The following is a 13,369-nucleotide window of genomic DNA, read 5'->3' as shown; positions in this document are numbered from 1 at the left end:
TAACATTTCCTTCTTGCTCATTATATACTTCTCTTTACCATTTTTTCACACCTTTTTCATATAGCCCCTTAACAAAAAATATATTATTCTTTTTTTATAACATGTGTAGGGTGACTTATCGTTTCTTACGTCTATATAATAGAATGCGTCAAAAAGGAGGGAGAAAGCGATTGAGGAAAAACAATTAATTGAAAAGGCACAGCAAGGAAGTGAGCATGCTTTTCGCATCCTTGTACAAACGTATCGTCATTATATTTTCCAAGTTATATTTTCTATTTTAAGACATGAAGAAGATGCTAAAGATGTTACACAAGAAGTATTCGTAAAAATTCACACCTCTCTCCCTAATTATCAATTTCGCGGATTAAAAACGTGGATGGCACGTATTGCTACCAATCACGCTATTGATTATAAGAGGAAAAAAGCTAGAGAAAACGAAGAACTCTCCTTATGTAAAGAAACTGAAGAAAATATAAAATCCTCTCATAATATTGAGGCTTTATTATTGACGAAAGAGCAAAAATTACTCATTGCTCAAAAGCTAAGAGAACTACCCGAAAATTACCGTGACGTCGTTCTCGCACATTACTTAGAAGAAAAAAGCTATCAAGAAATTGCTTTACAGGAAAACATTGAAGTGAAAACAGTCGAAATGAAGCTGTATCGGGCAAGAAAGTGGATCAAAAAACATTGGAAGGAGGAAGAGTTTTTATGATGCATTACTCAAAAGAAGATTGGTGCAATTATACATTAGACATTATATCAAACAATGAACGTGAATCTATGGAAGAACATCTTTATGAATGTGATCATTGTTTAGCACTTTATATGGAAAGTATTGACGAACAAAACGAAAACCTTCCAATGATAAATGATGATTCATTTACAAACGAAGTTATGGCGCAAATTAATTTTGAAACGTTACAGCTTAATGAAAATATGAAATCAAACCAGCTAAAGCGTACGATCATTCATTACATAATTGCGACTGCGGCTACAATCATTTTTATGGTAAGTGGTTTATTCCATTATATTTTCACAGCGACATCAAATTTCGAAAAATCGTCGAAACACAATGAGACTTCTATCTCACAACAACTTGTAAACAAAACAGTGCACACATCAAAAAAGGACGGAGGTTTAAAGCATGAATAAAAATCCCTTTTTAGCACTTGTATTAGGGCTAATTCCTGGGCTTGGACATTTATATTTAAAGAGATTCGGACGGTTTATTTTATATAGCGGTGGATCTTTATTTCTATTTATCTTTGCAGCATTTTGTACAATAGCATTAGGAGCGCGCGATATTGCTTTTCTTTCTTTATTTTTACTAGCAATGTTATGGGTAATCAACTTAATTGATTTAATTTTCACTATTATAAATCAATCGAAAAAACAAGCAGCCGGACAATTTACAGAGTCCTCTAAAGATAGCGAACGATTTTATATCATTCTCTTATCCATCATTCCTGGACTTGGACATTTCCAATTAGGACTTATGCAGCGAGGCCTTACATTTTTAGTAGCTTGTACAGGGATAGGAAGCATGATTATATTCGTTGCACTCTTAACATCTCAAGGAAGTTTTCTTATCTTTCTCGTTATACTACCTGTTTTATGGATTTATAACTTCTTCGACGTTGTTCAACAACTACAGAAAAAAGAACGCGGCGAGCAATTAGTTGATCGTACTATTTTTGAAGAATTTGAAGAGCACCGTGAACAAGGAAAGAAAAGTAAAACATTCGCTTCTATTTTAGCGATGTTTCCTGGAGCAGGACATATGTATTTAGGCTTACAACGCCGTGGCCTTCAGCTTATGGCAGCCTTTTTACTATCTATTTATTTACTTGATTTATTAAGACTTTCTGCGTTTTTATTTTTAGTACCAATCATTTGGTTTTATAGCTTTTTTGACACATTACAGCAAACAGCAAAATACGGAAAAGAACGAGTTCATGACGAACCTATCATCGACTATTTTATAAATCATCAAAGATGGATCGGTATCGGATTAATTGCATTAGGTGGTTATTATTTATTAGATCAAACAGTCCTTCCTATTTTGAATGATTATTTTGTAACTATATTTAATATTCATCTTAGCGAACTATATTATCACTATTTCCAAACATCTATCGTTGCTCTCCTTTTAATTGGTGGCGGCTTTAAATTGTTACTTGGAAATAAAGAAAACAAAGGTGGTACAAACGAATGAGAACATGGCGCGTTGGAACATTCTCAATGGGGCTTTCCATTATTACATTAGGTTGTTTCTTACTATTTTCAGTCATTAAAGGCACTCAAGTATTGGATACATTAACAGCATGGTGGCCTGTTTTACTTATTATACTTGGCGCTGAAATTTTACTATACCTTCTATTTTCTAAGAAGGAACAATCATTTATTAAATATGATATTTTTAGTATTTTCTTTATCGGAGTTTTAGGAAGCGTTGGAATTGCTTTTTACTGTTTATTATCTACTGGATTACTAGACGAAGTTCGTCATTCTATTAATACAACTAGGCAAACGAGTAATATTCCAGACGGACAACTTGATATACCTGAATCTATCAAAAAAATCGTAGTGGATGCGGGGCATCACCCTCTAACAATAGAGGGAAATAATACAAATCAAATTCACCTTCTTGGAACATATGAAATGACGACGAAAGCAAATGAAAAACTCAATTTAAAACGAGAGGATTTCCTTTCAGTTCAAACAGCTGGAGAAACGATGTATATAACTTTAAAATCATTACCGGTTCAGCATACGTTATTTAACTCAGCACCACAGGTGAAACCAACGCTCGTTCTTCCGCAAAATAAAAATGTAGAAATTCGTGCTTCAAATAACGAACTATCACTTTATCCAGGTCAATTACAAAATAATTGGTTTGTACAAGAAAGTTCAAATGTATCTGTTCATTTAGCAAAAGAAAGTGATGTATCTTTAATCGCCATAACAAACAAAAAAGAAACTCACGGAAACACACCTTGGGAACAAGTAGAAGATTTAACGAAAAAAGAAAATAATTCTTCAGAAGAAAATCCAGAATTAAATGCGCAAGAACATTGGTATAAAAACTCGATAAAAACAGGAAATGGGACGTACAAATTAAATATCGAGAAAGCTTATAATATAAATATGAGTATTATCGAAAAATAAGAAACCTTCCACAATTGTGGAAGGTTTCTCTCATATAATCGCTTTTATTCCTTCTAAAACTAATCCAATCATAAAGCCACAAACAGCCCCGTTCACACGAATCCACTGCAAATCTTTCCCGACATTATTTTCAATCATTTCGATTAATGTTTTATCATCTAACTTATCAAGGTTTTCTTGCACAAGCTTTCCAATTTTCGAATGATTTTTTTCAACAATAGTAACAACTTGTTTTTGTAACCAATCTTCTATTTTTTGAACAGTCAGTTCATCTTCTTTTATTTTATTCATTTGTGTTTGTAAGAATGGAACAACATATTTATCGGCAAATTCTTCATTCTTCACAAAGGTAACTGCCCTTTGTTGTACTTGCTCAAGCATCTCTTTTATTTTGTCAGTAGCATCCCAATTGGTAATCCATTTTTCTTTCCAATTCTCTAATTCCTGTAATAAAGATTCATTTTCTTTTACATTTATAATTTCTTGACGAATCTTCGCTAATATAAGTTGTCTTGTGCTATTATCAGCATCTTGCAAGCTGTTAATATTGCTAATAATAAACTTTTGCAAAATGCCTCCAATTTTATCTTCATCTACAATATTCATAAATGATTTCAAAGTAAACTGTAAAAATCCATCTACTTTTATGTTTTCCATCGCCTTCATACCTAAGCTTCCTAGCTGATAACGTGCTTCATCTTGAGCTGTCCAATCTTTCACTTTTACTAATATGTAATCAAGTGTTTTTTCATCATATTCTTGCACAACTAATTGATCCACGAGAACTTGTAATATGTTGCTTGTGTTAATTGTATGCAAATACGTTTTTAATTCTTTTTCAATAATAACTGCTAATTTTTCCGTATCTATTTGAAGAATCGCTTTCTCAGCAATTGTTACAATTCCTTTTTTCACAGCGTCAGACTGTAACTCTTTCTCAGCAATTTCCAGTACCATTTGTGCTAGCTGCATTTCTTTTACTTTACTTGTAATACTTTCTTTCGTCAGCCATTCATTTTCTAACGTAGAAACGAGCCCCTTTGTTACCCGCTTACGATTTTTAGGTAATAATGCTGTATGCGGAATTGGGATTCCCAACGGATGACGGAATAAAGCTGTAACCGCAAACCAATCCGCAAGTCCACCAACTAACCCCGCTTCAAATCCCCCTTGAATAATCTCCCCAGCTACCGTTCCTTGAAAAGGGATCGAAGCCGCAAAACCTACGCCCATAACCCCAAGCGAAATACCCGCTATATATTTTGTCTGTAATGACATCGTATACACACATCCTCTTATTATGTAAAATAACGCTTTTTTATTATATTTAATCGATATGAATAATCCTTTATAACTATACTATAAAGAACTAATGTGAAAATAACAAAGATTTTTATGTACATGAAAAAATGAGGCTTTAAATCGCCTCATTCTTCCTTACTCTGCTTTCGTTAATTCCGAACCTTTTTTATAATAACCACTCATCACGTCTTCTGGAACCATACTACCGCCAGTTCCCCACACAATATGAGTACCATTCTTCACCTTTTCTGTTAACCTATATTTTTGTAAATACTCATTTTCAGCTTTACATACATTCAATGGCCCTATCATACCTGCTAACGCAGAAGGCTCTAAATAAACATTTTCAGTATCAGCCAGTTCTTTTAATAATCTATATAACTCTTCATCACTTACTGTGTAATTTCCACTCAAAAATGGTTCCATCGTTTTACCGACAAATCCAGAGGGTCTTCCTACCGCAAGTCCATCCGCATCTGTTACATTATCAATCCCGATATCTTGAACGGCAATTTTATCATGAAGTCCAGTCATTAAGCCGAGTAGCATACACGGAGAGTTCGTAGGCTCAGCAAAGAAACAATGCACATTGTCTTTATACAATAACTTTAAGCCGAATGCTACTCCGCCAGGCCCACCACCGACTCCGCACGGAAGATAAACGAATAAAGGGTGTTCTTCATCTACTGCAATCTCTAACTCTTCTAATTGTTTTTGTAAACGCGACGCTGCTACTGCGTATCCTAAAAATAAATCATGTGAGTTTTCATCATCAACAAAATAGCAGCTAGGATCTGCATCTGCTTGCAGTCTTCCTTCTTCTACTGCTTTACTATAATCCGCTTCATATTCAATAACATTTACACCTTTACTTCTTAATAAATCTTTTTTCCATTGTTTCGCATCTGCTGACATATGAACAGTTACATTAAATCCTAGTTTTGCACTCATAATCCCAATGCTCAGTCCTAAGTTTCCTGTCGAACCTACTGCAATTGAATACTTCGCGAAAAAACCTCTAAATCTATCACTATCTAAAATTGAATAATCATCTTTCTCTGTTAACATTCCATGCTGCCATGCTAATTGCTCTGCATGTTTCAACACTTCGTATATTCCGCCTCTTGCCTTTATTGATCCTGATATCGGAAGATGACTATCACACTTTAATAATAATTCTCCCCATATAGGTTGCTCGTAATTTTTCTCTAAAGATTGTTTCATAGAAGGTATTTTTACTAAAGGAGATTCTATAATTCCGCTCGTTTCTTTCGTTTCAGGAAAAACTTTCGCAATATATGGTGCGAAGCGCTTTAATCTCTCTTCCGCATCTTTTACATTTTCTTCATTAAGCGGCGAACCTTTTATTGCCGTTTCATACTTTTCTGTATTCGGATTCATCCAAAATACTTCTTCCGTTGCAATAAGGTTGTTTAATAGTGGGTATCGCTCTTTTAATGCCTCTATCCCCTTCATTTCTCTTCCTCCTCATATTCTTGTAGCTAGCCATATAATAAATTATAATTAATTTTAATATAGTTTAACATAAAATTCAGTTTCAGTTAATTTTAATTTAATTTACTTAAATATAATTTAATAATTATTAAGGAGCATTTATTATGGAAAATATAGATATCGGTAAAAAAATTGAAAAACAAAGAAAAGAAAAAGGATTAACTAGTAAAGAACTAGCAAAGATGGCCGAAATCACACCATCAATGCTTAGTCAAATTGAACATGGTTCTGCTAACCCTTCCATTCAAACATTAAAGGTACTCGCAAAAGCTCTTGATGTTCCAACATTTAGTTTTTTACTTGAAGAAACTAATACAGACGATTTAATCGTACGTTCTAATAAAAGAAAAAAAATGATTATCGATAATTTATCATATGAATTGTTATCACCTGATTTCACAGGAAATTTAGCAACAGCAATTATGACTATCCCACCGAATACTGCTTCATCAGAAAATGTTCTAGAACATAAAGGAGAAGAATTAGCATTTGTATTAGACGGGAAAATCACATTGCACTTAAATGAAGAAGAATACACATTAGAAACTGGTGATAGCGTAAAAATACCAGCTTATTTAAAACATAAATGGGTAAATCAATTCGATAAAAATGCGATTGTTTTATTCTCTGTTACTCCGCCAATTTTTTAATTCATGTGATGATAAAAAAATAACCATGCATGGATGCTCTCCGTACATGGTTATTTTTATTTTTTTGGTACTAACAAAATCCCTAAACTAATAACAAAAAAACTGAGTATTTGCTGTATTGAAAGACCAAATAGAACTGAATTTTGTTCACTAATAAGCGAAATAATGATATGAGCAATTCCCTCGCAAATGAGAAAAAAGCTTATATTCTTTCCATTCCCTACTCTTTCATTTTTAATCCATAACGAGCCAATTATACCGAGTGCGAGTATAATCTCATACATGAAAATAGGATGATACAAAAATTTTGATTCATATATTTTCATCCCCCATGGGAGTGTCGTTTGTATACCTACTTCTTGATGGAATAGAAAATAAAAGATAATACTCACACACAATCCAAAGGGCAATGTATCAAGTAAAATTCGAAGAGAAAATTGCTCTTTTTTACTTTTCCAAACAATGTATATACTAGCCATAATAAAACCTACTATAATATGTTGAATACTTCCTACAGCTAATAATGCTTGCACCGGCGCCCCAATGGCCCATACTGGATTTAAAATTGCCGGTGCGAATTTCCATACTAATACAATGATGAGAAGACCATTCGTTACTGCATCCATCATTTTTTCATATTGAATATTTTGCTTTTTCATCCTTAGTTTCATCAGAGTAAATCCAAATAGACTTCCTATTATAAGAGAAACGGGTTGTAACCTCACCATCCACTCCATCACTATGAAATCCCCTCTTAATTCTCAATTATTTTCTTAAACTTCTCTTCTAATTGATCTGGAGGTAATACACCTCGTGCCTGATCTACAATAATTCCATCTTTATTAACAAAAAATGTCGTTGGTAAAGAGAATACTTTATAATCTAATCCAGCTACTCCGTCCATATCTAATAGAACTGGAAATTTAAATCCGTGGCGATCTGCGAATGCGCTCGCTTCTTGTACTGGATCCCCGATTGTTGCATTTACCGCAAAGATTTCAACATCCTTTTTATACTTATCATACAAACGAACTAAGTCAGGAGCCTCCATTTCACATGGGCCACACCACGATGCCCAAAAATTAATAACATATGGTTTTCCCTTTGCATCATTTAACGAATACAGCTTCCCGTCCAATCCTTTTAATGTTATGTTTGGTGCTTTAAATCCCACTTGTGGCAATACTTCTTTTTCTTGTAACTCCGCTTGTTTCGCTTTTCTTTCTTTTTCTTCTTTCTTTGTATTATAAAAATTAACCCCTGCCCAAATTAGTGCCCCGGCCAGTATAATAGCAATTAGTTTCTTCACTTTTCTTCCTCCTCATTTCTAAAATCCTGTAAATCCACCAAATATACGAATAAAGAATGCTGTAATTTTCGTCATTTGATTTGTATATAATAAAACCCCTGTTAGTATCATCATTCCACCGCCAATTTTCATCATGACATTGGCATATGTAACAATCCATTTTACCTTTCCAATAAAAAATGCCATCACGAAAAACGGAACTGCAAATCCAAGGGTGTACGCTGTAATATACAGAAGCGCACTTTCAGGATTGGTCGCACCGAGCATAAGCACTGCAGAAAATATCGGTCCAACACACGGTGTCCATCCTGCTGCATATGTCATGCCGACCAAAACTGAGCGAATATATCCTGTCGATTTACTTCTATATTGTACTTTTTTCTCTGCCATAAGCCACTTAGGCTGAATCACTCCAGTCATAAATAGCCCCATCAAAATAATAAATATCCCACCAATTTGCTGAATTAGCCTTTGATTAGATGAAAAAGTGATCCCAATCCAGCTTACTGATAAACCTAACGCATAAAAAATAACCGAGAAACCGATCATAAAAAATACTGTATGTATAATCGCTGACTTTTGCATAATTCCACGATTTTCTTTTAAATCTTGAATAGAAACGCCTGTAATATATGATAAATAAGATGGATATAGCGGTAAAGAACATGGTGATATAAAAGAAAGTATCCCCGCCCCTACTACTAGCCAAATTGTTAAATCCGCCGCATTCATTTTATTCCTCCTAAAAACACTACAAATCGTAGTGTTAACTATTAAAAAAAAAGAGGCTATATGCACTCTCCAACAATAAGTATAATCGACATACAAAATAGCCCTAACGTTACATATACTGAATTCGTATGTAATGGTATATTCAGCTTAACAACTTTCTCATTCAACACTTGCTCAATCCTTAAATTAATTGCAGTTTTCGCAAACGAAGCTGTAATACATTGATTTTCCATCGTCTTTATTTTAATTAACTTTAATAATGCACTACCTAGCTCAAATGAAGATTTCATTTTTTGCATCGCATATTTATCAGCTGATAGCTCCTGATACACTTGATAACGCTGCAGCATTCCTTTTAATATAGGAATATACATCATTCCTTCAGCTAACAATGTAAAGAAAAATAACTTTAATGGATCTCGATTTTTTTGATGATATTCCTCATGTAATACAATCGCATCAATTTCTTCCTCTGAAAACGCCTGAAACATTCCTTCTGAAATGACAATTTTCGGTCGAAATAATCCAATTGTAAATGCCGTAATCTGTAACGTTGATAATACGTACACTTGCTTTCCTTTTCTAGTAATAGACACGAGATTTCTTTTCAATTTTTTACTATAAAAAAACTGCTTCCAAATTCTTTTACTTATAATGATTACAGTAAATAACAGTAATCCGGCTATCATAATGCGGAGTGTTGACAGTTCTCTCATATGTTGTTGCAATTCAAATAAACAAAATTGGGAAAGAAAAAATGCTTTATTTTGAAAAAGAAATGGGTATGTGACGTAGTATACTAACATACTAAAAAAAAGAACACTAATAGTCACTGCTAACAAAACGATTTTACGCATTTGCCACTTCATTTTATCTGTCCTCTTTTTTTAGCTGACTTAATTTCTCTTCTAATTTTTTTATTAAAGATGGATCAGCTTGTTCTAACTCATCTATCATATGGTTCACAACAAGATCTCCAAATTCACCCATTAATTCCTGTGTCATTTTCTTCGTTTGATTAGATAAAAATGCTTCTTTCGTTTGTGTAGCACGATACATACCACTTCTTTTCACGATATGCTTTTCTAAATGTGCTTTCTCTACTAATCTGTTCATAACTGTCATTACAGTATTAAAATTCACCGGGGATTCTTCACTTAATTTCTGTTGCACATCTTTAATGGTAATACCCTCAGTAGCCCAAACAATTTCCATTATTTTTGCTTCAAGCGGTCCGAAAAAGTGATTTAACCCTTGCTCATTTAACTTGTAGTTTTGAGTAAACATCGTATGGCCCCTTTCACACTACAGATTGTAGTATAAAATATATAGAAGGTCAAACATAAATGATATTAACTGATACTTAAATGGATCCTAATCTCCACTAATTAGTTATCTGTACCGCGTTCAATTCATTGTAAGCCTAACTTCTCTCCAAATGTATCATAGAGATAATATTCTAATATTTGCGCACTAAATTTCTCATTACGCCCGAGTGCAAATAATTCCCGATCTTTTGCTACGATAGTATCTAATGGAATTACCACATTATCCACTATTTTTGTAATTTCAATTATATTACTTTCTACGTTTACTTCTGTTTTAAATTCAATATTTTCTAATACTATATGTGAACGTCTTCCTGATGCAAAAAAAGTAAAGTTAGGATTTTTAAAAATGCCAATTTCACTCTCTAACGGATATAAATATTTAAAAATTATATCTCTGTGTCCATCTTTGATTATTTTTTCATCTTTTTCATCATCTAAATATTCTTTCATCTTCGCTGCAAACTCAAATCGAAAATCCACTCTTTCACGCTCCCTCTTTTCATTCTACGCTAATAAATATATTAATATAATTTTACCATATTATGAAGTAATTTCCTATAAAAAGTAAAAACCACTTTTGTAAAACCTCTGGTATTCCCCGTACTTTTTAAATATAAACACTCTTTCAATATTAATTAGTACGTCGTTATATTCATTTAAACATATTGTTTCCATACTTTGAAACAATATTATCCAGTATTATATATCAATAAAGTGAAACTTTAATCAGTGGGGGTTTTGTTCATCCCCCACTGATTATTAGCCCACACCAATCGGGCGTTTACGGGCAGCAGGGCTTCCACCTAACTGCTTTGCTCCAGCCGAATTTTGAGGCAGGAGTCTTACTGCCCGCAAATAGCGGGATAAACTGCTTCTAATTCCTTTCTATCCACAGCCATCGACTCCTTATGCTATTTCAATATATTGTTCACTTTATTTACCCTTATTCATTAAATCACAGAAGGAATGTAACTCCCCGCTATCGAATTTTTACATAACAAATATTATTAGGTGGTGCTTTACTATGAAATTAGCTGTCATTGGTGGCGGTGATTTACAAGATCCAAATCACTTGCATATTAATGAACGACTTATAGAATTAACAAATAAACAATACCCAAAAGTATTATTCATTCCAACAGCTAGTCGTGATGATGAAGGATATATAAAGTTATTTTTAGAAACGTTTGAAAAGCGATTACATTGTGAGGTTCAAATTTTACGCTTTATAACCGAAACACCTACTAAATATGAAATAGATGAGATGATTCATTCTGCCGATTTAATTTATCTTGGCGGTGGGAATTACGTTCATATGCTTGAACAATGGAAAGAACATAAACTAGATGAAAAGTTACTATTTGCTTTAAAACGCGGAACACTTATTGCAGGATATAGTACCGGTGCGATGTGCTGGTTCACATCTAGCATTCGTTCAGATTATGAAGGTTCCGGTTATATAGAAAGTAGTGGCTGGAGTATTGTTAATAAAAGATTTTGCCCCCATTACAATCAATTAAATAGAATGAATGCCTTCCATACGTTTTTACAAACTCACCAAGGTAATATAGAAGGCATTGCATTAGAAGATAATTGCGCTTTATATATTACAGAAGGTTCATTTGAAATTATCGGTGAGCCAGATACAGCTTGGGAGTTTTATATGGATAATGGAAAACTCATTAGACAACATTTTGACATAACTTTAAAAAGTTATTTATAAGCATTCATTAACAAAAAATGTCCCTAAGTATATAGGCTTAGGGACATTTTTATCTTTTAACTCACTAATCTTGTAATTCGTTTCTTCTGCCATGAAAGCTTATAATATGCATACTGTAATATTAAGCTGACGATGAATGCCGCTGGATACCCAACCCATATTCCTTCTATACCAAGGCTCGTATGATAAGAAAGATAATACGCTACAGGTACTTCAACAAGCCAGATTGATACAACACCAATCACAGTTGGCCAAAGTACTGTACCACTTGCTCGCATTGTCGCACTAATAATTTGTGCATGACCGAAAATTAAGTAACTCCATAAAGTAATCATAACTAAGCTATGAGCAATTTCAATTGTAGTTTGACTTGTCAAAAATAGTGCTAAAATATCTCTTGAGAATAAGTAAATAAGCGATATTAATACACCACCAATGATATAATTCATGATAATTCCGGCCTTAACAACTTTCTGTAATCGATCAAATTGGTTTGCACCAATTGATTGCGCTGCAAAAATTGATACGGTAATGCCGAGGCTAACTGCTGGCATTTGTACATAACTTGCAACTTGGTTCACAACACCATACGCCGCTGTTGCATCTGATCCATAGCGATTCACAAATGCGATTACCGCAATTTCTGATAATGAAACTAATATCATATTAATACTCGCTGGAATACCAAGTCGTAATAATAACTTTAATAACTCCCAGTCCATACGAAGATATTTTCTTACTGTAGCGTCTAATTGCAGTGGATGATTTTTCTTCTTTAAATACAATAGCATGACAATAAACGTAATAACTGTAGATATAACTGAAGCATAGGCTGCTCCGTAAACATCTAATTTCGGAGCTCCTAACCAGCCAAAAATAAGAATTGGTAATAAGATCATATTTAGCGCTGTACTAACGATTAAAAAGTAAAATGGCGTTTTAGAATCTCCTGTACCTCTCATAAATGTTGTGTATGCAAAATATAAAAATAATACTGGCATAGATATAAATAAAATTCTTGCGTAATGCACACTTATTTCAATAATATTTTCTGGTGTTCCCATAAGGCGCATAATATCCATCGCAAAAATACTACCTATTATCGCCAACACGACTCCGATAATAAAAGTAAACGTAAGCGTCGTACCAACGATAGCTTTTAAGCGCTCTTCATTTTTAGCACCAAATGCCTGACCAATTAAAATTGAACTACCAGAACCAATTCCAATTACAAATGAAACGAGCAGGAAAAATAACGGGAAGAATGCCGATATAGCTGCCAGATCATTTACGCCAAGCCATCTTCCTACTACTACCATTCCAAATAACTGTCCAACTGACTGTAATACATTACTTAAAAGTAACGGTACTAAAAACATGGACATCGATTTCCATATCGGCTTATGTTCCGTTTCTGACTTCTGTGACTCTACACCTTCTTTATTGTTATCTGTAGGTGGTTTCAAATTTCATTTCTCCTTTTATTTAAAATCCGTGCTCAAATAGTGGTAATTGTGCCAACCATTTCTATACTGTTTGCTCGTTAAAGTAAATGCTTCTTCCACTCACTATTTTCAAATTCATCATAGAACTTTAACATATTTTTCGTATCTGTAATCCTCTATCTCTTTGTATA

At 33.6% G+C, this 13,369-nt stretch carries 15 protein-coding genes; 6 read left to right on the top strand and 9 right to left on the bottom strand.

Annotation, left to right across the window (positions count from 1 at the left end; translation table 11 throughout):
• Nucleotides 1-169: 169 nt before the first annotated feature.
• Genes NSQ47_RS03570 through exsE form a run of 4 tightly spaced genes read left to right on the top strand, consistent with a single transcriptional unit; the run spans nucleotide 170 to nucleotide 3,171 of the window.
• A complete protein-coding gene (locus tag NSQ47_RS03570; RefSeq protein ID WP_306292138.1) occupies nucleotides 170-715 on the top strand; it encodes an RNA polymerase sigma factor in 546 nt (181 codons plus the stop codon).
• Complete coding sequence (locus NSQ47_RS03565; protein WP_002158414.1) at nucleotides 712-1,155, top strand: hypothetical protein; 444 nt, start codon at nucleotides 712-714, stop codon at nucleotides 1,153-1,155. Before NSQ47_RS03570 ends, NSQ47_RS03565 begins: the two co-directional genes overlap by 4 nt.
• Nucleotides 1,148-2,218: a hypothetical protein gene (locus NSQ47_RS03560; protein ID WP_088078271.1), complete on the top strand. Its 1,071-nt coding sequence runs from the start codon at nucleotides 1,148-1,150 to the stop codon at nucleotides 2,216-2,218. Before NSQ47_RS03565 ends, NSQ47_RS03560 begins: the two co-directional genes overlap by 8 nt.
• On the top strand, nucleotides 2,215-3,171 hold the full coding sequence (exsE, locus tag NSQ47_RS03555) for an exosporium protein ExsE (protein WP_341036132.1): 957 nt from the start codon (nucleotides 2,215-2,217) through the stop codon (nucleotides 3,169-3,171). The genes NSQ47_RS03560 and exsE overlap by 4 nt, the downstream gene beginning before the upstream one ends.
• Before the next feature lie 30 nt (nucleotides 3,172-3,201).
• Here the strand turns inward: exsE and NSQ47_RS03550 are convergent, their stop codons facing one another.
• Nucleotides 3,202-4,449, bottom strand: coding sequence for a DUF445 domain-containing protein (locus NSQ47_RS03550; protein ID WP_002158418.1), 1,248 nt, complete (start codon nucleotides 4,447-4,449; stop codon nucleotides 3,202-3,204).
• A gap of 159 nt (nucleotides 4,450-4,608) precedes the next feature.
• Nucleotides 4,609-5,949: a D-serine ammonia-lyase gene (locus NSQ47_RS03545; RefSeq protein ID WP_341036131.1), complete on the bottom strand. Its 1,341-nt coding sequence runs from the start codon at nucleotides 5,947-5,949 to the stop codon at nucleotides 4,609-4,611.
• A gap of 143 nt (nucleotides 5,950-6,092) precedes the next feature.
• On the opposite strand from NSQ47_RS03545, the gene NSQ47_RS03540 reads away from it, so the two are divergent.
• Nucleotides 6,093-6,638: a helix-turn-helix domain-containing protein gene (locus NSQ47_RS03540; RefSeq protein ID WP_078180905.1), complete on the top strand. Its 546-nt coding sequence runs from the start codon at nucleotides 6,093-6,095 to the stop codon at nucleotides 6,636-6,638.
• Nucleotides 6,639-6,694: 56 nt separating this feature from the next.
• On the opposite strand, the gene NSQ47_RS03535 is transcribed toward NSQ47_RS03540, so the two are convergent.
• From NSQ47_RS03535 to NSQ47_RS03510, 6 genes are all read right to left on the bottom strand, one after another.
• Complete coding sequence (locus tag NSQ47_RS03535; RefSeq protein ID WP_141558660.1) at nucleotides 6,695-7,378, bottom strand: prolipoprotein diacylglyceryl transferase family protein; 684 nt, start codon at nucleotides 7,376-7,378, stop codon at nucleotides 6,695-6,697.
• 14 nt (nucleotides 7,379-7,392) lie between these two features.
• Entirely contained in the window at nucleotides 7,393-7,947 is a 555-nt protein-coding gene (locus tag NSQ47_RS03530; RefSeq protein WP_002200976.1) for a TlpA family protein disulfide reductase, read from the bottom strand.
• Between the two features lie 18 nt (nucleotides 7,948-7,965).
• A complete protein-coding gene (gene ccdA, locus NSQ47_RS03525) occupies nucleotides 7,966-8,679 on the bottom strand; it encodes a cytochrome c-type biogenesis protein CcdA (RefSeq protein ID WP_002202478.1) in 714 nt (237 codons plus the stop codon).
• Between the two features lie 56 nt (nucleotides 8,680-8,735).
• A complete protein-coding gene (locus NSQ47_RS03520) occupies nucleotides 8,736-9,548 on the bottom strand; it encodes a M56 family metallopeptidase (protein ID WP_341036130.1) in 813 nt (270 codons plus the stop codon).
• 1 nt (nucleotide 9,549) lies between these two features.
• Entirely contained in the window at nucleotides 9,550-9,966 is a 417-nt protein-coding gene (locus NSQ47_RS03515; RefSeq protein ID WP_341036129.1) for a BlaI/MecI/CopY family transcriptional regulator, read from the bottom strand.
• A gap of 125 nt (nucleotides 9,967-10,091) precedes the next feature.
• Nucleotides 10,092-10,490 carry a DUF3942 family protein gene (locus tag NSQ47_RS03510; RefSeq protein WP_341036128.1) on the bottom strand — a complete coding sequence of 133 codons (399 nt, stop codon included), beginning with the start codon at nucleotides 10,488-10,490 and terminating at the stop codon, nucleotides 10,092-10,094.
• A gap of 544 nt (nucleotides 10,491-11,034) precedes the next feature.
• Between NSQ47_RS03510 and NSQ47_RS03505 the strand changes: the two genes are divergently transcribed.
• Nucleotides 11,035-11,733 carry a peptidase E gene (locus NSQ47_RS03505; RefSeq protein ID WP_341036126.1) on the top strand — a complete coding sequence of 233 codons (699 nt, stop codon included), beginning with the start codon at nucleotides 11,035-11,037 and terminating at the stop codon, nucleotides 11,731-11,733.
• Nucleotides 11,734-11,789: 56 nt separating this feature from the next.
• On the opposite strand, the gene NSQ47_RS03500 is transcribed toward NSQ47_RS03505, so the two are convergent.
• Nucleotides 11,790-13,199: an MATE family efflux transporter gene (locus NSQ47_RS03500; RefSeq protein WP_204207874.1), complete on the bottom strand. Its 1,410-nt coding sequence runs from the start codon at nucleotides 13,197-13,199 to the stop codon at nucleotides 11,790-11,792.
• Nucleotides 13,200-13,369 lie beyond the last annotated feature (170 nt).

It is taken from the genome of Bacillus sp. FSL R10-2780 (genome assembly GCF_038006125.1).
GTDB lineage: Bacteria > Bacillota > Bacilli > Bacillales > Bacillaceae_G > Bacillus_A > Bacillus_A cereus_U.
Note: the sequence above shows the minus strand (reverse complement) of the source record. Positions and strands in the feature narration are given on the sequence as shown.

Bases quoted from the DNA above. Each gene is read 5' to 3' on its own strand.
- NSQ47_RS03550 (WP_002158418.1), bottom strand. From the start codon at position 4,449: ATGTCATTACAGACAAAATATATAGCGGGTATTTCGCTTGGGGTTATG.
- NSQ47_RS03505 (WP_341036126.1), top strand. From the start codon at position 11,035: ATGAAATTAGCTGTCATTGGTGGCGGTGATTTACAAGATCCAAATCAC.
- NSQ47_RS03565 (WP_002158414.1), top strand. From the start codon at position 712: ATGATGCATTACTCAAAAGAAGATTGGTGCAATTATACATTAGACATT.
- exsE (WP_341036132.1), top strand. From the start codon at position 2,215: ATGAGAACATGGCGCGTTGGAACATTCTCAATGGGGCTTTCCATTATT.
- ccdA (WP_002202478.1), bottom strand. From the start codon at position 8,679: ATGAATGCGGCGGATTTAACAATTTGGCTAGTAGTAGGGGCGGGGATA.
- NSQ47_RS03520 (WP_341036130.1), bottom strand. From the start codon at position 9,548: ATGAAGTGGCAAATGCGTAAAATCGTTTTGTTAGCAGTGACTATTAGT.
- NSQ47_RS03545 (WP_341036131.1), bottom strand. From the start codon at position 5,949: ATGAAGGGGATAGAGGCATTAAAAGAGCGATACCCACTATTAAACAAC.
- NSQ47_RS03515 (WP_341036129.1), bottom strand. From the start codon at position 9,966: ATGTTTACTCAAAACTACAAGTTAAATGAGCAAGGGTTAAATCACTTT.
- NSQ47_RS03540 (WP_078180905.1), top strand. From the start codon at position 6,093: ATGGAAAATATAGATATCGGTAAAAAAATTGAAAAACAAAGAAAAGAA.
- NSQ47_RS03560 (WP_088078271.1), top strand. From the start codon at position 1,148: ATGAATAAAAATCCCTTTTTAGCACTTGTATTAGGGCTAATTCCTGGG.